Annotated in this window: 28 protein-coding genes; 2 read left to right on the forward strand and 26 right to left on the reverse strand. The window is 60.3% G+C overall.

Annotation, left to right across the window (positions count from 1 at the left end; all coding sequences use genetic code 11):
* Window positions 1-10: 10 nt before the first annotated feature.
* A complete protein-coding gene (locus ACMVPR_RS19955; protein ID WP_300587105.1) occupies window positions 11-1501 on the reverse strand; it encodes a SulP family inorganic anion transporter in 1491 nt (496 codons plus the stop codon).
* A 370-nt stretch (window positions 1502-1871) separates the two neighbouring features.
* Here ACMVPR_RS19955 and ACMVPR_RS19960 point away from each other — a divergent pair, with 370 nt between their 5' ends.
* Window positions 1872-2861, forward strand: a complete 990-nt coding sequence (locus tag ACMVPR_RS19960) for a glutathione S-transferase family protein (RefSeq protein ID WP_300587108.1) — start codon at window positions 1872-1874, stop codon at window positions 2859-2861.
* On the opposite strand, the gene ACMVPR_RS19965 is transcribed toward ACMVPR_RS19960, so the two are convergent.
* The 3 genes from ACMVPR_RS19965 to ACMVPR_RS19975 all read right to left on the reverse strand — a co-directional run bounded on the left by ACMVPR_RS19965 (window position 2858) and on the right by ACMVPR_RS19975 (window position 7278).
* Window positions 2858-3220, reverse strand: coding sequence for a response regulator (locus ACMVPR_RS19965; RefSeq protein WP_292263770.1), 363 nt, complete (start codon window positions 3218-3220; stop codon window positions 2858-2860). The genes ACMVPR_RS19960 and ACMVPR_RS19965 overlap by 4 nt on opposite strands.
* A 203-nt stretch (window positions 3221-3423) precedes the next feature.
* A complete protein-coding gene (locus ACMVPR_RS19970) occupies window positions 3424-3699 on the reverse strand; it encodes a hypothetical protein (protein ID WP_416884286.1) in 276 nt (91 codons plus the stop codon).
* 123 nt (window positions 3700-3822) lie between these two features.
* Complete coding sequence (locus tag ACMVPR_RS19975; protein ID WP_416884287.1) at window positions 3823-7278, reverse strand: chromosome segregation SMC family protein; 3456 nt, start codon at window positions 7276-7278, stop codon at window positions 3823-3825.
* Window positions 7279-7518: 240 nt separating this feature from the next.
* Here ACMVPR_RS19975 and ACMVPR_RS19980 point away from each other — a divergent pair, with 240 nt between their 5' ends.
* Window positions 7519-8736, forward strand: coding sequence for a TsoY family (seleno)protein (locus ACMVPR_RS19980; protein WP_416884288.1), 1218 nt, complete (start codon window positions 7519-7521; stop codon window positions 8734-8736).
* Between the two features lie 33 nt (window positions 8737-8769).
* Here the strand turns inward: ACMVPR_RS19980 and ACMVPR_RS19985 are convergent, their stop codons facing one another.
* The 22 genes from ACMVPR_RS19985 to ACMVPR_RS20090 form a co-directional block, all read right to left on the reverse strand.
* Complete coding sequence (locus ACMVPR_RS19985) at window positions 8770-9546, reverse strand: aldolase/citrate lyase family protein (RefSeq protein ID WP_416884289.1); 777 nt, start codon at window positions 9544-9546, stop codon at window positions 8770-8772.
* A 50-nt stretch (window positions 9547-9596) separates the two neighbouring features.
* A complete protein-coding gene (locus ACMVPR_RS19990; protein WP_300587120.1) occupies window positions 9597-9794 on the reverse strand; it encodes a hypothetical protein in 198 nt (65 codons plus the stop codon).
* Window positions 9795-9851: 57 nt separating this feature from the next.
* Window positions 9852-10661, reverse strand: coding sequence for a division plane positioning ATPase MipZ (locus ACMVPR_RS19995; RefSeq protein ID WP_292263789.1), 810 nt, complete (start codon window positions 10659-10661; stop codon window positions 9852-9854).
* Window positions 10662-10774: 113 nt separating this feature from the next.
* Window positions 10775-11818 (reverse strand): hypothetical protein, encoded by a 1044-nt coding sequence (locus ACMVPR_RS20000; RefSeq protein ID WP_416884290.1) that lies wholly within the window; start codon window positions 11816-11818, stop codon window positions 10775-10777.
* Entirely contained in the window at window positions 11818-12129 is a 312-nt protein-coding gene (locus tag ACMVPR_RS20005; protein ID WP_416884291.1) for a hypothetical protein, read from the reverse strand. The genes ACMVPR_RS20000 and ACMVPR_RS20005 overlap by 1 nt, the downstream gene beginning before the upstream one ends.
* A 188-nt stretch (window positions 12130-12317) precedes the next feature.
* Window positions 12318-12539, reverse strand: a complete 222-nt coding sequence (gene rpmE / locus ACMVPR_RS20010; RefSeq protein ID WP_292263797.1) for a 50S ribosomal protein L31 — start codon at window positions 12537-12539, stop codon at window positions 12318-12320.
* A gap of 11 nt (window positions 12540-12550) precedes the next feature.
* Window positions 12551-12934, reverse strand: a complete 384-nt coding sequence (gene rplS, locus ACMVPR_RS20015; protein WP_292263800.1) for a 50S ribosomal protein L19 — start codon at window positions 12932-12934, stop codon at window positions 12551-12553.
* A gap of 301 nt (window positions 12935-13235) precedes the next feature.
* Window positions 13236-13544 carry an EthD family reductase gene (locus ACMVPR_RS20020; protein WP_416884292.1) on the reverse strand — a complete coding sequence of 103 codons (309 nt, stop codon included), beginning with the start codon at window positions 13542-13544 and terminating at the stop codon, window positions 13236-13238.
* A 63-nt stretch (window positions 13545-13607) separates the two neighbouring features.
* Window positions 13608-14423 (reverse strand): tRNA (guanosine(37)-N1)-methyltransferase TrmD, encoded by an 816-nt coding sequence (gene trmD / locus ACMVPR_RS20025; protein WP_416884293.1) that lies wholly within the window; start codon window positions 14421-14423, stop codon window positions 13608-13610.
* Window positions 14424-14483: 60 nt separating this feature from the next.
* Entirely contained in the window at window positions 14484-15032 is a 549-nt protein-coding gene (locus tag ACMVPR_RS20030) for a hypothetical protein (protein WP_416884294.1), read from the reverse strand.
* 108 nt (window positions 15033-15140) lie between these two features.
* A complete protein-coding gene (locus ACMVPR_RS20035; RefSeq protein ID WP_416884295.1) occupies window positions 15141-15941 on the reverse strand; it encodes a hypothetical protein in 801 nt (266 codons plus the stop codon).
* The gene (gene rimM / locus ACMVPR_RS20040; protein WP_416884296.1) at window positions 15938-16444 is read right to left on the reverse strand and encodes a ribosome maturation factor RimM; all 507 of its coding nucleotides are present in this window, start codon (window positions 16442-16444) and stop codon (window positions 15938-15940) included. The genes ACMVPR_RS20035 and rimM overlap by 4 nt, the downstream gene beginning before the upstream one ends.
* Window positions 16445-16518: 74 nt before the next feature.
* Window positions 16519-17340 (reverse strand): MipA/OmpV family protein, encoded by an 822-nt coding sequence (locus tag ACMVPR_RS20045; RefSeq protein WP_416884297.1) that lies wholly within the window; start codon window positions 17338-17340, stop codon window positions 16519-16521.
* A 227-nt stretch (window positions 17341-17567) separates the two neighbouring features.
* Window positions 17568-17957 carry a 30S ribosomal protein S16 gene (gene rpsP / locus ACMVPR_RS20050; RefSeq protein WP_416884298.1) on the reverse strand — a complete coding sequence of 130 codons (390 nt, stop codon included), beginning with the start codon at window positions 17955-17957 and terminating at the stop codon, window positions 17568-17570.
* 41 nt (window positions 17958-17998) lie between these two features.
* Window positions 17999-18298 carry a chorismate mutase gene (locus ACMVPR_RS20055; RefSeq protein WP_292263884.1) on the reverse strand — a complete coding sequence of 100 codons (300 nt, stop codon included), beginning with the start codon at window positions 18296-18298 and terminating at the stop codon, window positions 17999-18001.
* 1 nt (window position 18299) lies between these two features.
* Window positions 18300-18905, reverse strand: a complete 606-nt coding sequence (locus ACMVPR_RS20060) for a GNAT family N-acetyltransferase (RefSeq protein WP_416884299.1) — start codon at window positions 18903-18905, stop codon at window positions 18300-18302.
* On the reverse strand, window positions 18905-19480 hold the full coding sequence (locus tag ACMVPR_RS20065) for a GNAT family N-acetyltransferase (RefSeq protein WP_416884300.1): 576 nt from the start codon (window positions 19478-19480) through the stop codon (window positions 18905-18907). Before ACMVPR_RS20065 ends, ACMVPR_RS20060 begins: the two co-directional genes overlap by 1 nt.
* On the reverse strand, window positions 19477-19995 hold the full coding sequence (locus tag ACMVPR_RS20070; RefSeq protein ID WP_416884301.1) for a GNAT family N-acetyltransferase: 519 nt from the start codon (window positions 19993-19995) through the stop codon (window positions 19477-19479). The genes ACMVPR_RS20065 and ACMVPR_RS20070 overlap by 4 nt, the downstream gene beginning before the upstream one ends.
* Entirely contained in the window at window positions 19992-20519 is a 528-nt protein-coding gene (locus tag ACMVPR_RS20075) for a GNAT family N-acetyltransferase (RefSeq protein WP_416884302.1), read from the reverse strand. Before ACMVPR_RS20075 ends, ACMVPR_RS20070 begins: the two co-directional genes overlap by 4 nt.
* Complete coding sequence (locus tag ACMVPR_RS20080; protein ID WP_416884303.1) at window positions 20516-21052, reverse strand: GNAT family N-acetyltransferase; 537 nt, start codon at window positions 21050-21052, stop codon at window positions 20516-20518. The genes ACMVPR_RS20075 and ACMVPR_RS20080 overlap by 4 nt, the downstream gene beginning before the upstream one ends.
* A gap of 6 nt (window positions 21053-21058) precedes the next feature.
* Entirely contained in the window at window positions 21059-22561 is a 1503-nt protein-coding gene (gene ffh, locus ACMVPR_RS20085) for a signal recognition particle protein (RefSeq protein WP_416884304.1), read from the reverse strand.
* A 206-nt stretch (window positions 22562-22767) separates the two neighbouring features.
* Window positions 22768-23349 carry an FMN-dependent NADH-azoreductase gene (locus tag ACMVPR_RS20090; protein ID WP_416884305.1) on the reverse strand — a complete coding sequence of 194 codons (582 nt, stop codon included), beginning with the start codon at window positions 23347-23349 and terminating at the stop codon, window positions 22768-22770.
* Between the last annotated feature and the right edge of the window lie 17 nt (window positions 23350-23366).

Genomic DNA, 23366 nt, shown 5'->3' on the forward strand with positions numbered 1-23366 from the left:
GTCTTTCTCCCTAGTGGCCGAGCAGTTCATCCATCGCGCCGGGCTTGTCATGAATGGCAAGCCTGTCGACGATGGTTTCGGATGCCTTATTCAAGCCAATCAGCTCGACCTCCGCACCTTCGCGGCGGAACTTGAGCACGGCCATGTCCAAAGCTGCAACCGATGAGATGTCCCAGATATGCGCGCGGCTGAGGTCGATGGTCACGCGGGCCGGAGCCTCGCGGAAGTCGAAAGCCTTCATGAAATCCTCGGACGAGGCGAAGAACAATTGGCCCTCGATGGTATAGGTACGGTGTTCGCCGTCCGGCGTGATCGTGGAGCGCACGCGGAAGAGTTGCGAGATCTTCCAGGCAAAGAAGATGCCCGAGAGCAGCACACCGACCAACACGCCAATGGCGAGGTTGTGGGTGTAGATCACGAAAAACACGGTCGCCAGCATCACGATGGAGGACGAGCGTGGGTGATCGCGCAGGTTCTTGATCGACGACCACGAGAACGTGCCGATGGACACCATGATCATGATCGCAACAAGTGCGGCCATCGGGATGATGGCCACGATATCGCCGAGAGCTACGACAAGGATCAGCAGGAACAGACCGGCCACGAAGCTCGACAATCGCCCACGTCCGCCGGATTTCACGTTGATGATCGACTGCCCGATCATGGCGCAGCCTGCCATGCCTCCGATAAACCCGGTGGCCGAATTGGCTAGGCCCTGACCGATGCATTCCTGATTGCGGTTGGAGGTGGTGTCAGTCAGGTCATCGACGATCTGCTGGGTCATCAGGCTTTCGAGCAGGCCCACGACAGCCACGGCGACCGAATAGGGGAAGATGATCTGCAGGGTCTCGAACGTCAGCGGAATGTCCGGAATGAGGAATACCGGCAGCGTGTCGGGCAAATCGCCCATGTCGCCCACGGTGCGCACGTCCCAGCCCATGGCAACCACAAGCGCTGTCAGCACGATGATCGTCACCAAAGGCGACGGGATTGCCTTGGTTAGACGCGGGAACAGGTAGATGATTGCCAGCCCAGCCGCGACCAGCGCGTAGGTGAGCGGCGGAACTTTGGAGGGGTCGAGTTCGGGCAGTTGCGCCATGAAGATCAGGATCGCCAATGCGTTCACAAAGCCGGTCATCACGGATTTCGACACGAAGCGCATCACATAGCCGAGCCTCAGAAGTCCTGCGCCGATCTGCAAAAGCCCCGCAAGCACTGTTGCCGCAAGCAGGTATTGCAGCCCGTGGTCCTTGACCAGTGTGACCATGAGAACGGCAGTTGCCGCAGTGGCCGCCGAAATCATGCCCGGCCGGCCCCCTGTGATGGCCGTGATCACCGCAATCGAGAAGGAAGCATACAGGCCGACCTTGGGGTCAACCCCGGCAATGATCGAGAATGCGATCGCTTCGGGGATCAACGCAAGAGCTACCACCAACCCAGACAGCAGATCGCCGCGAATGTTGTGGGTCCATTGTCGTTTGTACTGTGCAAAAGAGATCATGGAAGAATTCGCCCATAGGCCGCGGTTGGATGCGCGGTCTTTGTCGGTGTCGTCAAGTTGATGGGGTTCCAGCGAAAAACCGACCAGACCGGCCAGCGAAGGGTGTCACCCGACTATCGTCGGGGTCCCCTTACCCCGCCATGGCCAGGATGCCAAGTTGAACGGCGCTCAACTTGTCTTCTATCGGAATATGTCCGCTCTCATGCGTGCAAAGCGGGCACACGCAGAACGGTCCCCCTTGGGCGGCGGTTTTGGGGTGGCGCGAGGCTTGTCTGTGCGGATATCGATGACATTCTGCGCGAACCTAGGTGTTTTGTGAAACTGTGCAGAGGTCTAGGTGTTGGTCTGACAGTGACAAGAGGAGCACAAGATGGGACATCTGGTTGACGGAGTCTGGAAAGACCAATGGTACGACACCGAAAGCACGGGCGGCGCGTTCAAGCGCAGCACCTCTCGCTATCGCAACTGGATCACCGCCGATGGCAGCGCAGGCCCCACGGGCGAAAGCGGTTTCAAGGCCGAGGCGGGGCGTTATCATCTCTATGTCAGCCTTGCCTGCCCATGGGCCCATCGCACACTCATCTTCCGTGCGATCAAGGGACTGACGGATCATATCGGCGTATCGGTCGTTCATCCTGACATGTTATCAGATGGCTGGACGTTTGATCCCGATTTTCCCGGTGCGACCGGGGATACGCTTTACGGGTTGCCCTTCGCGCGGGACATCTATCTCAAGGCTGATCCGAAAGCATCGGGGCGCGTGACGGTTCCGATCCTGTGGGACACCCAGCGCGAGACCGTTGTGTCGAATGAAAGTTCGGAGATCATCCGCATGCTGAATTCGGCGTTCGATGGCCTGACGGGTGACACGCAGGATTTCTGGCCAGTGGCTTTGCGCGACGAGATCGAAGCGGTCAATGAGCGCGTCTATGACACCGTCAACAATGGCGTCTACAAATCCGGTTTCGCGACCACGCAAGAGGCCTATTACGCGGCTGTGGTGCCTCTGTTCGACAGTCTTGACTGGCTTGAGGACCGACTGTCACGGCAGCGATACCTCGTCGGCGACCGGATCACCGAAGCAGATTGGCGGCTGTTCACCACCTTGGTGCGGTTCGATTCGGTCTATCACCTGCATTTCAAATGCAATCGACGCCGGATCATCGATTATCCCAACCTTTGGGCCTACACGCGCGAGCTTTACCAACAGCCGGGCGTTGCCGAGACCGTCAACCTTGATCACATCGTGCGGCACTATCATTACAGCCACGAAACCATCAATCCGCACCGGATCATCCCGATCAATCCGGTTCTCGATTTCGACGCGCCGCATGGGCGTGACCATCTGGCTGCCGCTTAGGCAGTTTTCGCGTAATGCTCTACCATCGCCGCCAAGTCTTCGGGCTGGGTGGCGCTGGGGACAAATGCGCAGGCGTTCGAGCAAAGCTGGAAGATGGAGCCGTCCGAGAAAAAGCTCGTATTGGTGACAAAGATCACGCGGGCGTCCGGATGACGATAGCTCGCGTAATCTGCGACGGCGATGGCGCTGCCGCCTTCCAGCACAACGTCGAGGATGATGATCGAATAGAACTGTTCGTGCAGCCTGTCGATGGCGCTGTCCTGATCCAACGCGACATCCACAACATGACTCTGACGCTGCAAATGGCGTTGCCAGATGCGGCCAAGTTTGGCGTCGTTTTGAACGATCAGCACATTCATTCGTCGAGGCGTCTTTCAAATTCTTGCGTCGCGTCACGGACAGGGTCCGCCGTCAGTAGATAACAAACGGTTAATGTCAGTGTAAGGAAAGTGATCAGAACGTTAAATTGAGCGAAACTTGGCCGACCGGGATGATCCCCCGTTCTGTGACTAATTTCGAAAACGGCTGGTTTTTCAAGGGCTTTCTGGTGTGTACTACTTGATCAGGGGCGCGTTGGGAAACGATCTCCTGATGCAGTGATGACAATCAAACGGCCCTGATCGTCAGTGACATACAGATCGCAGCGTGAAAATCCGGTGACGAACTCGATGCAGATCGTGCTGTCCTGCATGACTGTGAAATACCCGTACCCGGTGCCGCCGTCGTTCGCATAGGCGTAGGTGTAGCTCCCATCCTCGAAGAACCGCGACTGACCATCATCGAAAAAGGTGATGGTCGCGCCTCTCAGCCGCAGATCCAGGCTGGTCTGATCAAACAACTCGTCGCCTTCACGGGGCACCCATTGCTGGGCAAAAACGGCAGCGGGAACAAGTATGAAAGCAACGGCACATCTGATCATGAGCCAAGCTTAAGCGTAATCATGCAAACGCCGCAGACACGTTTACGCGACCAGCCGTTCGGCTTTCTTGAGATCGACAGAGACAAGCTGGCTGACGCCCTGTTCCTGCATCGTCACACCAAACAGACGATCCATGCGTGCCATCGTGACGGCATGGTGCGTGATGATCAGGAACCGAGTGTCCGTCCGGCGGCACATTTCATCGAGAAGGTCGCAGAAGCGTGTCACGTTCGCATCGTCCAACGGCGCGTCCACCTCGTCGAGTACACAGATCGGCGCAGGGTTGGCGAGGAAGACTGCAAAGATCAGCGCCAACGCGGTCAGCGTCTGTTCCCCACCCGACAGAAGCGACAGCGTCGACAGTTTCTTGCCCGGCGGTTGGCACATGATTTCAAGCCCGGCATCCAGCGGGTCGTCGCTTTCGACCATGACAAGGTTCGCCTCGCCACCGCCGAAGAGATGGGTGAAGAGCAGGGTGAAATTGCTGTTCACCTGTTCGAACGCGGTCAAAAGGCGTTCGCGCCCTTCGCGGTTGAGGCTGGCAATGCCGGACCGCAATGTCTTGATTGCCTCTTCCAGATCGGTCTTTTCCGCCAGAAGGTGATCATGTTCTTCCTGCACTTCGCGCGCGTCTTCCTCGGCACGCAGGTTGACGGCACCCAAGGCGTCGCGTTGCCGCTTGAGGCGGTTCACATCGGCATCAATCGCCTCTGCACGGGGCAGGTTGTCGGGGTCCGCACCCAGCTTCTGCAACAGGTTGGTTGGGCTGGTATCCTGCTCTTCGGCGATCCGTTCGGCCGCCGCGTTGACCGCGTCGCGGGCGGCTTCGGCACGGGCTTCTGATCGGGCACGCGCTTCGCGGGCCTCAGACGCTTTCCGTTCGGCTTCGCGTTCGGCCTGATCGGCGTTGCGCAGCGTTGCTTCTCCGCTGGACAGCGTATCATCCGCCGCCGCCTTGCGGGCTTCGGCTTGCGTGATCTCATGGCCCAGTGTTTCGCGCTGGGCGGCCAGTTCAACAGGAAGACCGGACGCCTTTTCCAGTTCCGCCTGTGCGGCTGACCGCCGGTCCGCCAGTTCTGCGCTGCGCTTTTCGGCGGTGTCCAGACGGTGCCGCCAGCCGCTCAGCTCTTTTGTGACCTGTTGCGACCGGGCCTTGCGGGCATCGCCTTCGCGGCGCAGCTCGTCCTGAGCTGACCGGCGCGACATCATGGTCATGCGGGCCGCTTCCACCGTCATCTTGAGGTCTTCAACCTCGGCGCGGGCGGAGTCGAGGTCTTCCAGATCAGCCACGGCACGCTGTGCCTCGACCAGCTGCGCGCGCGCGCGCGTGGCCTCGTCCTCGTGGCGCGTCACGGCCATGGACAGGCTTTCCAGCTTGCCTTCAGCCATATCGCGGTCGGCCTCGGCACGGCTCAGTTTCCGCGCCGCTTCGGTCACAGCTGCATCGGCATCCCGCCGCGCTTGCCGCGCAGCTTTTTCGGCCATCGCCAAATCGGCCAGCCTCTGAGTCAGGCTTTCATGCGCCGCACGCGCGCCATCGACACGAGCCGAGGCAAGGGCGGTTTCCTGTTTCAGCGCCTCAAGCCGGTTCAACTGCTCGAGACGCAATGCGGCGGCTGACGGGGCATCTTCGGCCCATGCCCGATACCCGTCCCAGCGCCAGAGATCGCCTTCAAGGCTGACCAGACGCTGGCCGGGTTTGAGCAATGGTTGCAGCCGCGCGGCATCTTCGGAGTCCGCAAGGCCGATCTGGGCCATGCGCCGTTCCAGCACCTCTGGCACTGACACGTGGTTGGTGAGTGGTGTGATCCCCGGCGGCAAAGGCTGGTCGGTGTCGTAGCGCGGCAGTGCGGTCCAACCCGTGGGGCCGTCGCCTTCGACCTCGGGCGCGCGCAGATCGTCTGCCAGCGCCGCACCCAACGCTTTTTCGAACCCTTGTTCCACCTGAAGCCGGTCGAGGATCTGGCCACCCTCGGCGGTGTCCCGATCAAGCAGTCGCGCCAGAGCGGTGGTCTCGGCACTCAGCGCGTTCATCTCGCCTTCGGCTTCGGAGCGCTCGGCGCGGGCATCAGCTTCGCGCGACTGGGTTTCGGCGCGGGCCGCTTCTGCCTCTGTCAGAACCTGATCTGCTCGGTCGGCCAGATCGCGCGCGGCGACCTGTTCCTTGTCCGCCGCCAACGCCGCGGTTTTTGCGTCGGCCAGGGATTGTTTGGCCGCCGCCATTGCGTCACGCGCGCGGGCCGCATCCGCTTCGTTCCGGTCGAGCGTTTTCTGGCTGTCGGACAGAAGCCGGTGCGCCGATTGATGCCGCGCGGCAAGGCGGGCGACATCTTCGGTCTTCTGGCTCAGATCAGCCTCGCGGGCTTGCAGGACAGCGCCTGCCTCCTGTGCCGCTGCTATGGCTGCCGCGAGTTTATCGTCATGCCCTTCGGCCGCCTTGGCAAGTTCGCGCGCTTCCCATTCCAGTTGCTGGATGGTCTCGCCCGCGTCTCGGTTGAGTCCGCTTTCGCGCTCCATGTCCTTGGTCATCTGGTCGATGCGGCGGGTCAGGGTTTCAATGGTTTCAGCGGCGCGGCGTTCCTGCTCGGTCAGCGTGTCCCGCTGGAGAGTCAGCCGCTGCACAATCGCCGCTGCTATAGCCGCCTCCTCGCGCAGGGGGGGCAGGGCGGCATCTGCAGCTTCGCGCGTCTTGGTGGCTTCGCGCGCGGCAGATTCCGCCTTTGCCGCCTCGGTGGTGCGTTCGCGCAACTGCGCGTCTGCCTCGGCGCGGGCGATGTCTGCGTCTTTCCAACGGCGGTACAGCAGCAAACCTTCGGCATGACGCAGTTCTTCGCCGATGGCGCGATACCGCGCCGCCTGACGGGCCTGTCGCGCCAGTTGTGCAAGCTGCGCCGCAAGTTGTTCGATCACGTCATCGACACGCAGCAGGTTCGCTTCGGTGTTCTTGAGCTTCAGTTCCGCCTCGTGCCGACGCTGGTAGAGGCCGGAAATCCCTGCTGCTTCCTCAAGAATGCGGCGGCGGTTCTTTGGCTTGGCGTTGATCAACTCGCTGATCTGGCCCTGCCGCACCAGCGCGGGGGAATGCGCCCCGGTTGAGGCATCGGCGAATAGCATCTGCACATCGCGCGCGCGGACGTCCTTGCCGTTGACCTTGTAGGCGCTGCCCACGTCGCGGGTAATACGACGGACGATGTCGATCTGGTCCTGATCGTTGAAGCCAGCAGGCGCGAGACGGTCGCTGTTTTCGATCTGGATCGAGACTTCGGCAAAGTTGCGCGCCGGACGCGTGGCGGCACCTGCGAAGATCACGTCTTCCATACCGCCGCCGCGCATCGCGGTGGGGCGGTTTTCCCCCATCACCCAGCGCAGCGCTTCGAGAAGGTTGGATTTTCCACAGCCGTTCGGACCCACAACGCCGGTCAGACCATCCGCGATGATCAGATCAGTGGGGTCAACGAAGCTTTTGAAGCCCGTCAGACGGAGTTTGGAAAAGCGCACCTGTAAAGCCTGCCTGATTCCCGATGTGAGGGACAGTGTGTCGCGGGGTTTGGCGCGGAGTCAACGATTTGGTTCCGCATGTGGTAACTTGGTGCGGCTTATCCACAAGATATTGCGGTCTTGTTAAGGTATTTTCCTGAGGTCCGGTGCTGCTTTTCAAACGAGCAATACAGGCAGATCTTTACATTCCGATTTCTGAATGTAAATGTATTCCAAAATCGGAATACAAGGAGACTCGCCATGGACAATTCCGTATCCAGACCCGCTGACACCTATTCGCCCATCTACTTTCTGGCCTCGCTTGGTGCGGGCGGGATCGCGGTCACGTTCTTCATGTTCCTGATGTTCTGGGTGCCGCATCCGGGGCAGCCGGTGCCTGTCTTCGAAGACATCGCTGCTGCATTCGCCCAAGGCGGTACGCCCATGCAGATCGCCATCGCGGCCGCATTGATCGGGATTGCCATCTTTGCCTTTCTCGACATCAAATCGCTGATCTGGAACCTGAAATCCCTTTCGGCGTTCAAGAAAACCGACGCCTATACCAAGCTGCGCGAAACCAACGCCGAGGCCACGCTTCTCGCGATGCCGCTTGCCCTTGCGATGAGCGTCAACGCGATGTTCATCGTGGGTCTGGTCTTCGTGCCGCAGCTTTGGAGCGTGGTGGAATACCTCTTCCCAATGGCGCTGATCGCCTTTGCCGCCATCGGCGTGCTGGCCTTCCGTATGATCGGAACCTTCCTCGGCCGCGTTCTGTCGAAAGGCGGCGTGTTCGATGTGACCGCGCATAACTCCTTCGCGCAGCTTTTGCCCGCCTTCAGCATCGCCATGGTCGGTGTCGGTTTCGCCGCCCCTGCCGCAATGAGCACCTCGGCCATCACGGTTGCAGTTGCCCTGATGCTGTCGACCTTCTTTGGCGTTGCCGCGATACTTTACACCGTGATTGCCGCGACCACAGCCTTTGCGTCGATGCTTCAGCACGGGACTGCGCGGGAATCCGGCCCGACACTGATGATCATCGTGCCGATTGTCACCGTTCTGGGTATCCTCTTCCTGCGTCAGAGCCACGGTCTGCACGTCGCTTTTGACACCCATGCACAACCGGGCGAGACCATGATCTTCCTCGCACGCCTGCTGTCGATCCAGATCATGTTCCTGCTGTTGGGTGCGGTTGTGATGATGCGTCAGGGATATTTCAGTGACTTCGTCATGGGCAGCAAAACCTCGCCGGGCTCTTACGCTCTGGTCTGCCCGGCGGTTGCGCTTTCGGTCATGCTCCACTTCTTCGTGAACAAGGGTCTTGTCGCGGCTGGTGCAATCGAGAAGCTTGGTGTGGCCTATTGGAGTGTGACGGGCATTGCCATCGTGGCGCAGATCGTCGCGATCGCACTGGTGCTGCGCCTCAACCGGCAGCACTTTGCGCGCAGGGTCATCGCTGCCAATGCAGTTCCTGCTGAATAAACCCTGCACACAGAGTAACCGCGAAAGCCCGGATCAGGTGGTCCGGGCTTTCCACGTTGTGACAAGCCCGCGCATGGCATCGGCGAGCAAGAGCACATCGGCTCCAAGTGCCACGAAATTTGCGCCTGCGTCGATGTCCTGCTGAATAAGCGCCGGGTCGCCATCTATGATACCCGCCGCTTTGCCTGCGGCACGGATGCGGCGCAGGCCGTCCTGTACGGCCGCACGGACATCTGGGTGGGTGATATTGGGCAAGAGACCCATGTCGGCACAAAGATCGGCAGGGCCGATGAACACGCCATCCACACCATCGACCGCGCAGATCTCTTCGAGTGCGTCCATCGCCGCGACGCTTTCAGCCTGAACGATGATGCAAATCTGGTTTTCAGCCGTGTCCAAATAATCCGGGACACCGTTGAACGCCGACGCCCGTCCCAGCATATGCCCAACACCGCGGATGCCGCGCGGCGGATAGCGCGTCGCGGCGACGATTGCGCGGGCTTCTTCTGCGGAATTGACCATCGGGCACAGCAGCGACTGCGCGCCAAGGTCGAGCACCTGCTTGATCAGTGCCGCGTCGTTGTGCGGGATGCGGACCACCGGGGACACATTGTGCCCGGAAAGGGCCATCAGTTGCTCATGGATTGTCACAAGATCATTGGGCGCGTGTTCGCCGTCAATCAGAAGCCAGTCGAACCCGGCGGAGGCCGCGATTTCGGCCGCGTAGCCTGTGCCCATGGCCAGCCAAAGGCCGAGTGTTGGGGTGTCCGATGTCAAAGCGGCTTTGAATTTGTTGTATGGGGCGGGCATGGGTGTGTCCTTTTTCGGTGATCTGACACCAGCGCCTTGGGTAAGGCAAGTCAGTCTCGCTGGCGTGCCAGTTTGAGCGCGGACCAGATCGCGGTCCCGCCAAAGAACGCACCCGCGATTCCCACAACCTCGACCAGAGCGGCGGAATTCGAAATGCCGCGCACCATCACCGTCACCGCCAGCAGCGCCAGGCCACAAAGGCTGAAGATCAGACGAAACCAAAGCTCGTTTCTTGTGGGTCCGGTCACACGCCGCTCCTGATGCTTTGCTCAATGGTAGGCGGCGCGGCTCGGGCGGCCAGTGCCCTAGAACGTGACAGACACGCCGGGCAGATTCAGCGATTTGATCAGGTCGCGCAATTCCTGCCGTGCCGCGATGTTTGAGATGTTGAGCTGCTTCACCCCAACATCCTTGAGATCAAGCAGGGTCATGCCTCGAGGAAAGAGTTCGCGGAAGATGACCCGTTCATTGAACCCCGGTGCCACGCGAAAGCCGATGCGCTTGGACAGTCGCTCCAGCGCCTTTTCCATTTTCGCCTTGTTGACCATCTGTTGTGCCCCAAGACGGTTGCGCAGGACGACCCAGTCGATCGGGGGCAGACCGGCTTGCGCGCGTAGCTGACGGGCGTTCCAGACCATTTCGGAATAGACCGAGGGGCCTTCGATCTTTTCGCCGGTTGCGTCGGTATGGGCCAGCAAATCGAAATCCACGAAACTGTCATTCAGCGGCGTGATCAGCGTGTCAGCAAGCGAGTGTGCGACCTGGCTGAGCCGCGTGTGCGATCCGGGGCAGTCGATCAGGATGAAGTCGCTGCCCGGTTCAAGTTCTGCGACGGCCGCAGACAGGCGATGGTCATAGATGTTTTCGCCCGGTTGCAGCGTGTCGGGGTCAATCTCAGGCAGCTCGATATAACGTGGTGTGGGCAGATCCAGGTCTTCGCCTTCAAGCGTTTTCAAGCGATTGGCGATGTAGCGGCCCATGGTCTTCTGGCGAAGGTCAAGGTCCAGGGCACCGATCTTGTGACCCATTCGTGCCAACGCCGTTGCAACATGCATCGACACGGTGGATTTCCCAGCACCGCCCTTTTCGTTTCCGACAACAATGATATGCGCCATGTTTCTGCTCTTGCATGCTTTTGATCAGCTATGCGCATAGACGCTTCCGGTTGCAACGCCAGATGCGTGAATCGACGCAATCCGTTGCGGAACGGTGCATGTGCGACTCACATTCACAGGATGCCAGTGGCGCCCCAGACCAATCCCAACGCCATCGTCAAAATTGTCAGAATCGCTGAATAACCTGCCAACTTCCATGGTGAGAACGGACGCTCCCCGAAGGTGCGCCCGTCAATTCCGGACACCACGACCTTCTTCGCAGTGCCCTGATAGCTGTAATGCAGAATCCAGACCGGCAGCAGAATGCGCCGGTAGTGGATGCCGGTCGTGTCCGTCCTGTACCGATCCACCCGCGTTCCGGATTTCCCGACATGCTTCTTGATCCTGTTGCGGATCAGGAGGTCCTTGTCCTGCGCATTCATCCTCAACCCCTTGGCGACCGCCCAATGGTGTCGCTCTGCTGCAAAGCCAGCGAGGTAGCCGGCCTTGTAGGGGCGCAGGTAACCGGGTTGGAAGTCGTGCAAAATCCCGTCCCGGATTAGCGGAGTGACATGTTGCGATGCTGGAACTAAAAGATCGTCAAAATAAATGGTCATGTTCCCAGACACGAACTTCGTCCGTTTGTTCTTTCCGGAACCGGTCTTGTAACTTGCCCAGTACTCAATCGCTTCCTTTGAGTCGAATGTCCAAAACGGAACGTAAAGCCCGGCGACTCGGCCTTTGGCGATGACCTCATCAAGATCGCTTGGTGCCGCGATGCGCCGTCGGGTCCAGTCGGACACCGACCTTTCGGCAAAAGAACCATCGACCCGAAACGGGATAAGCGCCATTGTCTGGTAGGCTTTGTCCTCTGAGGTCAGGACAACAGGACCGTCACAATAGGGGCACCGCTCCGACAAGGCCGGGCCTGTAAACACGACCTCTCCGCCGCATGTCTCGCATTGATGGATGTGGTCCCCAAGCAAACTTGGTGGCTCCAATTGCGGTTTGTCTGGATCAAAGGGAAATTCCCGTGCGGCCTCGTGATCCGTGTCGCTGGCCAAAGGCCAGAGCGTGCCACAGCTTTGACAGAGCAGGTCTTGTTGCGCGGGATCAAAGGCGCATTGACCCCCACAGTTCTGGCAGAGGATGTCAGATTGGCTGGGTGTCGGGTCCATCACGAATCTGAATCGGCCACGGCCGAAATGATTTCCAACATGACCCAAAATCGCAATTCGGCCCGCTCCATCGCGCCTTCGAGATCGCCACTGATGTACCAGTCTCCGATAATGGTCGAGAGGAACCACGTCACAAGAACCCAGATGATAATCAGCGACCAGCCCGAGATCGCCCTGATCCACCCCGCCGACCCATGCCGGAGTTCGTGTTTCGCTTCGTAAATCGTGATGATTTTGACCACGTTGAACATGCCGATGGCTGTGGAGAGCCCGAACAAGATGAGCGCTGCAATCATCGGCTCAAGCTGCAATCGGTAATTCCTTCAAACGAGGTCAAACAGTTCGACAAACCTAGATCACCCGTTCGGAATACAAAAGCATCGAGATGCGTATGGGTCCTGCAAGACCACATCGCGCGCCTGTTTGCTGTGCAAGGCGCAAAAAGCAAAAAAGCCGCCCCGAATTGGAGCGGCTTTTGAGATCTTCAGAAAGGCGAAGCTTAGAAGCCCAGACCTTCGTATTTCTTCTTGAACTTGGAGACGCGGCCGCCGGAATCCATCAGGCGCGAGCTGCCGCCGGTCCATGCCGGGTGAACAGTCGGGTCGATGTCAAGCGCGAGCGTGTCGCCTTCCTTGCCCCAGCACGAGCGCATTTCGAGCATGGTGCCATCCGTCATCTTGACGTTGATGACGTGGTATTCGGGATGGATGTCTTTTTTCATCTCGATGATCCTTACGCGTCTGCGCCCGAAACGGGCTTGTAATTTGCATCTTCTGCGATACGGGCCGATTTGCCGCGACGCGAACGGAGGTAGTAGAGCTTGGCGCGACGGACGCGGCCGCGGCGAACAACCTCGATGCTGTCGATGTTGGTGGAATAGAGCGGGAACACACGTTCCACACCTTCACCGAACGAAATCTTGCGAACTGTGAACGAACCGGCAATGCCAGACCCCTGACGACGGCTGATGCAGACGCCTTCGTAGTTCTGCACGCGGGTGCGGGTGCCTTCGGTCACTTTGTAGCCGACACGGATGGTGTCGCCTGCTTTGAAGTCGGGAATGGTTTTCCCGAGGGCGGCAATCTGTTCCGCCTCCAACTGAGCGATAAGATCCATCGCTTCTCTCCTAATACTGCTTGCGGTTGGTCCGCAAAGATGTGCGCGTCCTCAGAGCTCTTGGTCTTCGTCCGGGTCCGCCAGTTCCGAATGATCGGAGCGCCCGCCAGAGATCAGGTCGTCTTTGTCTTGTTCCGTCCGGGAAGGGTGCGGTTGCGCCATGTCCGAAGACCACACGGAATCACCGCACCGGGCTGACACCCGGAACACGCGCCGTAAACCAGAAGCGCCGCAGTTAATCAAGGGCCGTTTGGTGTCTCGATGCTCTTGCGGGGCTTGGTTTGGTTGCGCCGGTAACAGGTCAGGCGATCACTTCGCCAATCAGCATCTGAGGTCGTGTGTTTGTGAAGTTGGCGATGTCAGCGACCACGGGCCCAGCCGCGCCAAGTGCTGAATCAAGTGCGGACTTGTCGGCAAAGGTCATCGTGGCGATTGCATAGCTTTCGGGCGGCGCGTCCGGTCCGCTGGCAAGCCCTTTGGTCACGAGCACAGACTCGATATGCGCACCCATGTATTCGCCGACCATCGGCATATGCGTGCCAAGATAATAGTCATAGTCGAAGTGGGTGTCGTCCGTGATCGGGTAAATTACCTGTAAGGAAAGTGCCATTTTAAACTCCTTTGGGATTCGCAGTGACAAAGGCTTAACACAGATCGCACGATCGTGACGCGATCAATCGTCCCGGTCCCGTCTGGCGCACCAATCGGCCCAAAGGTCGGGACGTCGCGCCCGGGTCAATTCTTCGGATTGCGCTTTGCGCCATTTGGCGATTTCGCCATGGTGGCCTGACATCAGGACGGGTGGAATTTCCTGTTCGCGCCACACCGCGGGCCGGGTGTATTGCGGATGCTCCAACAGCCCGTCGGAGAAGCTTTCTTCTTCCGTCGATGCCTCGTTGCCGAGCACTCCCGGCAAGAGCCTTACGGTGGCATCGATCATGGCCTGCGCCGCAATCTCGCCGCCGGTCAGGACAAAGTCGCCAAGGCTGACTTCGATCACTCGGTAGTGGTCGATCACGCGTTGATCCAAACCTTCGAACCGGCCACAGATCAGCGTCACGCCCGGCCCCGCGGCAAGCTGTTGCGCCATGACCTGGGTCAGGCGTCTTCCGCGTGGGCTGAGGTAAATCAGGGGCGCACTTGGGGCGATCCGAGCACGGGCGTGGTCAATGGCGGCGGCCATCACGTCGGGTCGCAGCACCATGCCCGCGCCTCCACCGGCAGGGGTGTCATCGACATTGCGGTGTTTGCCTTCGCCAAATTCGCGCAATGGCACAGTTTCAAGCTGCCACAGCCCATCCTGGAGCGCGCGTCCGGTCAGAGATTGCCCCAGCAGACCGGGAAACGCGTCCGGCAGAAGGGTGATCACCTGCGCCTTCCATGCCCGGGCCAGTTCCGGCGCGTCTTCCATCAGATCGCGCGGTACCAGCGAAGGCCGGATTGTCTTGCGACCATGGGAGCGTTGCGGCGGTGTTTTGGGATCGTCCATCTGGGCAGCCTTTTGGTGACGCCGATGGCTTTAGTGGCTTGTCGCCCAAAAGACCACAGGTCAGGCGGTCACGGGTGTTGCCAGCATATCCCGCATCGCAAGCATGGCTTCCGGCGCGGAAAAGAAGTGCGACAACGCGCCTGCCTCGGCGGGGCTGGCGCGCATCATCCGATCGATGAGCCACAGCTCTCGGATCTGGTCATCGTCCAGTTGCGACAGGTCCGAGGCGTCCCACCGCGCAATGATCTGCGACAGCACCATGCCGATCTGTTCTTCATCTGATACGAAGCCGGGGTGACCTGGAGCGGCGGTCATCCGTGCCCCAAGTGTTGCCCGGATCGACACAGGATCAGGAGGCATTCCCTTGAGCGCGTCCAGCGCGGAGGAGTGCAGGAGCGAGTGATACGTTTTCTTTGACGGCTCTTGTTTCAGCGAGGATGGAGCAATCTGAGGAAAAACTGCGATGGTTGCGGCAGCGATGCTGATCGCGCCGAAAACGCCCAAGACCATGAAGGCCAAGGAGACCGCGAATTCGTGCAATGTGATTGTCACCACACCCGGTGAGAGCGCGGCCATCACCAACAGCAAACGTCGTTTTACGCGATCCACAGTGGTCTGTCCCCAAGGCAACCATGTAGGCGTAAACCTGCCAAGTGGCGATTTTTCGCCGGAATTCAGGCAACGACGTGTCTATTTTTCGGCAAAAAGATGGCTGCCTCAGGAGGCTGGGCGCTGCGCCATCTTGCGAACAATCCGTTTGGCATCCTGCACGTCGCGTTCCGGAAGGTCGCTGCGGTTGAGGGCCAGAAACACCGCATCAATGCCAAGGTCGGGCTGCACGTTTTCAGGCGGCAACACGACGACGGCGTCGCGGTCCAGCTCCGTAAGCTCGAGCAGCGTGACCAGTGGATCAAGCGGCCCAAGTGGCAGGGTGGCCGCGTCTTCGAGAAGAAACGAGGTTACGCGGGCAGGAGCCACATCATGGGCGATCTCCTCGAGAATATCATCGAGGCTGCGGGCAGCGTCGAATTGGTTGCTATAGGTCTCGAAATCGTCGGTCAGGCGGGTGCTGCGGAGGTTCTGCCACCATGTGCTGCGCAGCCACGGCTCTCGCATCCTTGTGGAGAAATAGAAGGTCAGGTCAGTGTCATTGCCGAAACGTCGGAACGCGGCATCGCTCAGGCACTTCATCACCAATCCCGCACTGTCATAGCATTCAAGGCCGTGACGACCGGGCATGTGCCCTGACAAATCTTCCGAGGACATCAGGATCGGGCGCGGGTCCTTTCGGTCGACCGTTTCGAAAAAGGCGATGGCCGCCCGGGCAACCGCAGCCAATGTTTTCTTCTTCGGGTCGATCGAAAAGGCGCGTGCGCTTTCGGTAAGACCGTCAAACGCCTCTTTGAGAAAAACCCGCACATGGGGCTCCAGCACGCTAGCGTTCTCGCGCAGCATGGACTGAACGCTGGTCGTACCGGTTTTGTGAAAGCCCGCGTGAATGACGATCCGTGTCGTCACGAAAACAGGCCCTCTGGCGGATCGGCCACAATGCGCCCCTGCGCAAGGTCCACCGTCGGCACCACGGCTTTGGTAAAGGGCAACAACACCGTCTGTTTCTGCCCCGGTGCGCTGAGTTCAAGCAGGTCGTCCGCGCCGTTGTTGATGACGGCCAAAACCTTGCCCAAAGATGCGCCACCGGTGTCCGTGACCTCAAGCCCAATCAGGTCTGCATGGTAGAATTCGTCATCGGGAAGCGACGGCAGCCGGTCGCGCGGCACAAAAAGCTGCGTTCCGCGCAGCGCGTCAGCCTCTTCCTTGGTTGCGATGCCGGACATGCGCGCGGCGAGACCGTTCTTGATCTGACGCGTGATCTTGACGGTAAAGCTGCGTTTTCCGTCTTCGGTCTCAAGAGGCGTGTAACTCGCGATATCCTCGGGGATCGCGGTAAAGCTCTTGAGGCGCACTTCACCCCTGACCCCGAAGGAGCCGGCAATTGCGCCAACGCAGACTTTTTCACTCACGGATATGCTCCCGGTCGCTTTGCACGACTGGATAGACCAGACCGTTATGTGGACGCAATCGCCTGCGTGCGAGATCAGCCGCCGATGCTGAACACGCGGGTCACGCCAAAGCGCACCCCCCACTGTTCGTCTGAGCCTTGCTTGACGATCGGGCTGTCTGCGGCGTCATCGGTGAACTTTTCATAGGTGACGGCACCTTCCAGCCCCCAGACGTCGTTGATCTGATAGCGTGCGCCGAATTCGATACCGGCAGAGACCATACCACCTTCAGGATCGTAGGCGGGCAGGGCAGCACTGGATTCAGCGGGGGTGATGCCGAAATAGGTGTCGCTATAGGCGTCGTCGCCAAAGAACAGGCGCGGCCCCATTGACAGGCGCAGACGATCCGTCGGGCGCAGGATCGCGTCTGCGCCAATTTCACCGACCCAACCTTCATGACCGCCAAAGCCGCGACGGACTTCGCCGAAGGCAGCGAAATTCTGGGTGCCGTAGCGCAGGGACACGCCCAGTTCGACCGCCGCGTCGATGTCATCAAGACCCGCCAGTTCGGCAAAATCGTCGGTCTTGCGTTCCTCGATAAACCGGAACGACCCGCCAAAGGTCAGTCCCATGCTGTCAGCCCAAGGATCGGGGTTGCCGAATGTGCGCCCGCTGCGCAGCGCGAGATAATTGAAGCTGAAGCCAAGATCAGCGCCGATGGCATTGTCGTCAGAGCCGAAATATTCAGGTGTGCTTGCGACGCCACCGCGCAGGGTGAACGTCAGCTGCGGTTTGGCTGGGGCCGGAGCTGGGGTCATCACATCGGTCTGTGTCGCAGACTGCGAGGGGCCAGCGGCGTAGGCCGGTGCAGCAAGGCCAAGGGCGAAGGTAGAGACGACAGCAAGACGTGTGAGCATGACATTTGGCTCCTGTTGGGCAGCATGCGGTTGGTTTATGACATGGAGCGGCACGGCGGCGGGGTCAAGCAAAGCGCCACACGCCACAGAAAATGCCGCGTCAATGACACTCGCCTGTTGCGAGAGTGGCGCGGTCTTGGTCACAGAATGTTCAGGAGGGTCCTGCACGGGGGCAGGTGGGGTGCAGATGACCGGGTGGGCCGGCCATCTGCGAAGACAGTCCGCGATTACTCCGCGGTTGCCTCTTCGACGGCCGGGGCAGCTGCGGCTTCGGCAGCTTCAGCTGCTTTGGCGGCCTTTGCCTGTGCGCGTTCGGTTGCTGCTTTGCCCGGAACGGCTTTCTTCGGGTTGTTGCGGACTTTCTTTTCGACGACGCCAGCGGCTTCGAGGAAGCGTGCCACGCGATCGGTCGTCTGTGCGCCCTGGCTCATCCAGTACTGGATGCGCTCAACGTCCATTTTCACGCGCTCTTCGCTGTCTTTCGGCAGAAGCGGGTTATAAACACCCAGCTTTTCGATGAAACGGCCATCGCGCGGCATGCGGCTGTCGGCAGCAACGATGCGGTAGAAGGGGCGCTTTTTGGAACCGCCACGGGCGAGACGAATTTTGATAGACATGTGATCTTCTCCTAAGGTTTTCGAATTGACGGGATGGCCCGTCAGGATTGCTTCTGTTTGTGGTGTTGGATGACTTCCTGGATGATGAAATTCAGGAATTTCTTGGCGAACTCAGGATCAAGATCTGCCTGGGTCGCAAGCTCTTCGAGCCGCGCGATCTGGGTCGCTTCGCGCGCGGGGTCTGAGGGCGGGAGGTCGTGCTGGGCTTTGAGAACCCCAACAGCCTGCGTGTGTTTGAACCGCTCGGCCAATGTGAACACGAGGATCGCGTCCAGCCGGTCTATGCTTTCGCGGTGACCCCTGAGCAGCTCTGCGGCGCGGGTCACGGGATCGGTGGTCATATCAGTCAATGGCCCAGCCTTTCGGTTTGAACAGAGGGTCTTGGTAATGGGCGATTTCCATGTCGATGCCATGGGCAAGCTGCGTGCCGCGCAGGGCGTCGGGCGAAGGGTGCCGGTAGCAGACATCGTTGCCGTCGACGGTGGGCGCGTCATGGTCTTTCTTGGCGCCAAGGCGCTCCGCCAGCCGAATGCTGTCGAGGTTCTTGGGATCCAGATAGCTGACCGCCGTTTCCCAGCCTTTCTCGTCATAGAAATATCGGCGCACCCGATGGGTCGCTTCAAGCGCGAAGCCCTTGCCTGCGCGATCCGGCCAGATGATCCACGCAATTTCCCGTTCCGGCCATTTCGCGGGTGACCAGCCACCGGCCATGCCAACCGTTTCCTCGGTATCCTTGAGGTGCACCATCCACATGCCAAAGCCGCGGATTTCCCAGTGCCCGATCTCGGCGGCATAGAGCATCCACGCCTCGTAGCCATTGAGCGGTCCACCCATGAACCGCGAGCGGTATGAGGCGAAGGTGGCTTTGAAGTCGGGATAGTCTTCGGCCTTGGGGCTGCGCAGAACAAGCCGCTTGGTTTCGAGAACGGGGATGTCGCGGTGGCCCATCAGAGCACCTCCGCCAGTGTGTAGCGGTAGACCAGCGTGACCTCATCATCCTCGACGATCTCGCCATCGGGTTCCGCGCCCAGCCGTTCGGCAAGTGCAATGGAGCGGGAGTTGGCCGGGTCGATATAGCTGACGAGCGTTGTCCATTTCAGAACATCCGTCGCGAAGTCCAGAATGCAGCGACCTGCCTCGTAAGCGATGCTTTGACCTTCGGCTTTGGCATCGAGCAGGAAGCCAAGCTCCGGCTCAAGGTCTCCCGGTTCAAACCCGATCAGGACAAAGCCCAGCACGTCACCGGTCTGTGCATCTTCTAGCGTCCAACCGCCATGCCCGTGCAGCATCCAGCCGGAGGACAACTGCACAAACTCGCGCCATGCGTCAGCCCGTGTCATGGGACCGCCGATGCCACGGCCCCGTTCGGAGCAGGCGATGTCGGCAAGGCAGTCGAAGTCGCCAACGCGCGGGGCACGCAGTACCAATCGGTCCGTGCGCAGGACGGGCACCTGTTCGGAAAGCTGCGCGGCGATGGACGCAGCTACCCCGGTCGATGCGGTTTCACAGCCCATGCGCATCATGCCGCCACCTCCGGGCTGGGATGCCGATAGACGGTCGCCACCTTGTCGCGGAGCGTGATGTCCGGTTCGCGTACCGCGCCCATGCGCAGCGCCATAGCCTGAGAGCGGGCGTTGTCCGGTGCGATGAAACTGGGCAGGTGGGTCAACCCCAGATGCGTCTCGGCGGCCTGCCGTGCGGCCATGGCAGCCTCATAGGCGATGCCTTTGCCTTCGTGTTCGGCCGTCACGGCATAGCCCAGTTCGGGTTCCGGCCAGTCCAGTGGATGGAAGATACCGGCAAAGCCAATGAAGGTGTCATCGCCCTTGAGCGTGATGTGCCATTGCCCGTGGCCCCGCAGATGCCACTGGCCAAGACCGATCATCAGCATGCGACCCACATCGAGCGGCTCGGCCGGGCCACCGGTGAAGCGGCTTCGTGGGTCTTGGAAGTAGGCGCAGAGCGGCTCAAAGTCCTGCGGGCCGGGGGCGCGCAGGATCAGGCGTTCGGTCTCGATCACGGGAATCTCGAAACTCATGCCAGCGCCTCCGGTCCCGGATGGCGGTAGAGCATGTCTTCACCCATGTTTGGATTGTCGTAGGTGCGCTCATAGACGGCGCCCATCCGTTCGGCGAGGCGGATCGACCGGGTGTTGCCCGGTACGATGTTTGAGGTCAGCGTGGTGAAGCCAAGGTCGTCATAGGCCCATTGGCGCACCCGCGTAGCTGCCTCATAGGCGACGCCCTTGCCTTCGAACCCGTCGAACACAACCCAACCCACTTCGGGTTCGGGCCAGCCTTCGGGATTCCAGATGCCGCTGATCCCGGCCGGTTTGCCGGTCGCCCTGTCTTCGATGGTGAAATAGCCGTAGCCGTGCCAGTGCCAGTGGCCCACGTTCAGCGTGAACCAGCGCCAAGAGTCAGAGCGGTTGGTGTACCCGCCAAAGCCCTGGGAGCGGGTTTCGTCCATCAGGAAGGCGATCATCGCTTCAGCGTCGACCTTTTGTGGGCCGCGCAGGATCAGGCGTTCGGTTTCAAGGACGGGTGCGTTCGTGAGGCTCATGCATAGGCCTCCGGGCTGCCGTCGATGTCCGGGCTGTGACGGTAGACAACGGTTTCCTCGGGAGTTTCGCCGTCGGGCAGCGGGGCGTTCGCATCCAGAATAGCGCCAAGCCGTTCGGCCAGTGCGCGCGAGCGCACGTTTTCGGGGGTTATATAGCTGACAAGGGTGTCAAAGCCCTGTTCCCAAGCCCATCCAAGCGCAGCGGTCGCCGCTTCGGTCGCGTAGCCTTTGCCTTCGGCCTTCTCAAACAGGGTCCAGCCTATCTCGCGTTCGGGAAAATGCGGCGGTTGGGTGATGGCGACCTGACCGACAAACTCGCCCTCGGCCGTATCGACGGCCCACGCCCCATGCCCCATCCAGTCCCACGCAACCACCTCGGACGACAGCCCATAGAACAGGTGTGTCTTGTTCTTGGGAGCGCCCACATAGGCGGCGCGCGGCGTCTGATAGAAGGCCCAGAAGGCTTCCATGTCGTCCATGCGATGTGGACGCAGACGCAACCGCGGCGTGGTTATGACGGGGGCTTCACGCATCAAGAGTTACTTCTTCTTGCCGAACCCACTAAGGCCCGGTGGAAGGCCCATGCCGCCGCCAAGTCCGGGTAGGCCGCCCTTGCCACCAAGCGCCTTGGCTGCCTGTTCCAGCGCTTTCGGGTCCATCTGGCCCATCATCTCTTCCGGGCTGGGGCCACCTTTGCCGAACATGCCTTTCATGGCCTGTTTCAGCATGCCGCCTTTGCCCATCTTGCCCATCTTCTTCATCATGTCGGACATCTGACGGTGCATCTTGAGCAGCTTGTTCAGGTCGGACACGTCCATCCCCGATCCAGCGGCGATGCGCTTCTTGCGGCTGGCCTGCAGGATCTGCGGGTTGGCGCGTTCCTTTTTGGTCATGGAATTGATTAGCGCGATCTGCTGACGCAGCATACGGTCGTCGATCCCTGCGCCATCCATCTGCTTTTGCATCTTTTGCGCGCCGGGCATCATGGCCAGCATGCCTTCCATACCGCCCATCTTCATCATCTGTTCCAGCTGCATCTTGAGGTCGTTCATGTTGAACTGACCCTTCTGGAAGCGTTTCATCATGCGCTCGGCCTGTTCGACCTCGAGCGTCTGCTGTGCCTTTTCGACAAGGGCTACGATGTCGCCCATGCCAAGGATGCGGCCCGCGATCCGGTCCGGCTCGAAGGTTTCCAGCGCGTCCATCTTTTCGCCCAGACCCACAAAGCGGATCGGCTTGCCGGTCACGGCACGCATGGACAGCGCCGCACCCCCGCGACCGTCGCCGTCCATCCGGGTCAGAACCACACCGGTGATGCCGATGCGTTCGTCGAAATTCTGCGCCGTGTGCACCGCATCCTGACCAGTCAGGCCGTCGACCACCAGCAGCGTTTCGCGCGGATTGGCGACATCGCGCACCGCCTCGACCTGCGCCATCAGCTCTTCGTCAATGGACAGACGACCTGCGGTATCGAGCATGTAGACATCGTAACCGCCCAGCGACGCCTGCGTCTTTGCACGCTTGGCGATGGCAACCGGGTCTTCGCCCTTGACGATGGGAAGCGTGTCGACGCCGATCTGGGTGCCGAGGATCTGCAACTGCTCCATCGCCGCCGGGCGGTTCACGTCGAGCGACGCCATCAGAACGCGCTTGCCGTCCCGCTCTTTCAGGCGTTTTGCGATCTTGGCTGTTGTCGTGGTCTTACCGCCACCCTGCAGACCGACCATCAGGATCGGGGCGGGCGGGTTGTCGATCTTGAGCTTGCCGGGGTCTTCGTCACCGCTGAGAACATGCTTGAGTTCGTCATGGACGATCTTGACGACCTGCTGGCCCGGCGTGATCGACTTGGTGACAGCTTGTCCGGTCGCCTTGTCCTGAACCGCCTTGATGAAGTCGCGCGCCACCGGCAGCGACACGTCGGCTTCGAGCAGGGCCACGCGCACCTCGCGCAGGGCGGTTTTGACGTCGTCCTCGGACAGCGCACCCTGTTTGGTCAGCCGATCAAAGACGCTGCCTAGGCGGTCGGACAGATTTTCAAACATGGGCTTTCGCCTCCTTTGCCATTGGTTGCTCCCCCGATGTAAGGGCCAACGGCGCATATACCAAACGTCAAACGCCCCCACGGGCGTAACACGCTGGTGGGGGGCGATCCCGGACTGTGTCCAAGGGACCGGAAAGTCAGGCTTCCCGGAGTTGAATGGCGTTTAGGCCAAAGTGGCGCGCAGAGTCAAGCCGCGCGCCAGCGTGTTCAGGCGGCGAGGGCTTCAAGCGCTGCAGTCGCCTTGGCATGCGACGCCTCGGCATCCACCATCAATTGGTCGGCCGCGACGAACTGGACATCGGTGATCCCGACAAAGCCGAGTACGTGACGCAGGTAACCGCTGGCAAAATCGATCTCGGATCCGACCTGCGTTCCGCCCGATGTGATGGCGACGATTGCACGCTTGCCGGTCAGCAAACCTTGGGGGCCTGTTTCCGAATATTTGAACGTGATGCCTGCGCGGGCAATCAGGTCGATCCATGTCTTCAGCGTTGCCGGGATGCCGAAATTGTAGATCGGCGCGCCGATGACGATTGTGTCTGCCGATTTGATCTCTGCGATCAGGGTATCGGACAGAGCAAGTGTCTGGCGCTGCGCGTCGGTGCGTTCGTCTGCGGGCGTCCAGTTTGCGGCGAGCCAATCCGCGTCGATGGCCGGCATGGCCAAGGCCAAATCGCGGTTGATTACGGTTGCCGGCGCAAGGCGGTCGATGATCCGCTGTGTCAGTGCGCGGCTTTCCGAACCTGAATGCCGGGCGGATGCGTCGATGCGAAGAACGGTATGTGTCATGGGACTCTCCAGTCACG

The sequence above is a fragment of the Marivita sp. genome, assembly GCF_048006345.1.
Taxonomy (GTDB): domain Bacteria; phylum Pseudomonadota; class Alphaproteobacteria; order Rhodobacterales; family Rhodobacteraceae; genus Marivita.

Bases quoted from the DNA above. Each gene is read 5' to 3' on its own strand.
- ACMVPR_RS19995 (WP_292263789.1), bottom strand. From the start codon at position 10,661: ATGGCGCATATCATTGTTGTCGGAAACGAAAAGGGCGGTGCTGGGAAA.
- ffh (WP_416884304.1), bottom strand. From the start codon at position 22,561: ATGTTTGAAAATCTGTCCGACCGCCTAGGCAGCGTCTTTGATCGGCTG.
- ACMVPR_RS20000 (WP_416884290.1), bottom strand. From the start codon at position 11,818: ATGGACCCGACACCCAGCCAATCTGACATCCTCTGCCAGAACTGTGGG.
- ACMVPR_RS20090 (WP_416884305.1), bottom strand. From the start codon at position 23,349: ATGACACATACCGTTCTTCGCATCGACGCATCCGCCCGGCATTCAGGT.
- rpmE (WP_292263797.1), bottom strand. From the start codon at position 12,539: ATGAAAAAAGACATCCATCCCGAATACCACGTCATCAACGTCAAGATG.
- ACMVPR_RS20080 (WP_416884303.1), bottom strand. From the start codon at position 21,052: ATGCGTGAAGCCCCCGTCATAACCACGCCGCGGTTGCGTCTGCGTCCA.
- ACMVPR_RS20070 (WP_416884301.1), bottom strand. From the start codon at position 19,995: ATGAGTTTCGAGATTCCCGTGATCGAGACCGAACGCCTGATCCTGCGC.
- ACMVPR_RS20045 (WP_416884297.1), bottom strand. From the start codon at position 17,340: ATGCTCACACGTCTTGCTGTCGTCTCTACCTTCGCCCTTGGCCTTGCT.
- ACMVPR_RS20020 (WP_416884292.1), bottom strand. From the start codon at position 13,544: ATGGCACTTTCCTTACAGGTAATTTACCCGATCACGGACGACACCCAC.
- ACMVPR_RS19965 (WP_292263770.1), bottom strand. From the start codon at position 3,220: ATGAATGTGCTGATCGTTCAAAACGACGCCAAACTTGGCCGCATCTGG.
- ACMVPR_RS20065 (WP_416884300.1), bottom strand. From the start codon at position 19,480: ATGATGCGCATGGGCTGTGAAACCGCATCGACCGGGGTAGCTGCGTCC.
- ACMVPR_RS19985 (WP_416884289.1), bottom strand. From the start codon at position 9,546: ATGCCCGCCCCATACAACAAATTCAAAGCCGCTTTGACATCGGACACC.
- ACMVPR_RS19960 (WP_300587108.1), top strand. From the start codon at position 1,872: ATGGGACATCTGGTTGACGGAGTCTGGAAAGACCAATGGTACGACACC.
- ACMVPR_RS20055 (WP_292263884.1), bottom strand. From the start codon at position 18,298: ATGACCACCGATCCCGTGACCCGCGCCGCAGAGCTGCTCAGGGGTCAC.
- rplS (WP_292263800.1), bottom strand. From the start codon at position 12,934: ATGGATCTTATCGCTCAGTTGGAGGCGGAACAGATTGCCGCCCTCGGG.
- ACMVPR_RS20075 (WP_416884302.1), bottom strand. From the start codon at position 20,519: ATGAGCCTCACGAACGCACCCGTCCTTGAAACCGAACGCCTGATCCTG.
- ACMVPR_RS19980 (WP_416884288.1), top strand. From the start codon at position 7,519: ATGGACAATTCCGTATCCAGACCCGCTGACACCTATTCGCCCATCTAC.
- ACMVPR_RS19955 (WP_300587105.1), bottom strand. From the start codon at position 1,501: ATGATCTCTTTTGCACAGTACAAACGACAATGGACCCACAACATTCGC.
- trmD (WP_416884293.1), bottom strand. From the start codon at position 14,423: ATGGACGATCCCAAAACACCGCCGCAACGCTCCCATGGTCGCAAGACA.
- rpsP (WP_416884298.1), bottom strand. From the start codon at position 17,957: ATGTCTATCAAAATTCGTCTCGCCCGTGGCGGTTCCAAAAAGCGCCCC.
- ACMVPR_RS20060 (WP_416884299.1), bottom strand. From the start codon at position 18,905: ATGGGCCACCGCGACATCCCCGTTCTCGAAACCAAGCGGCTTGTTCTG.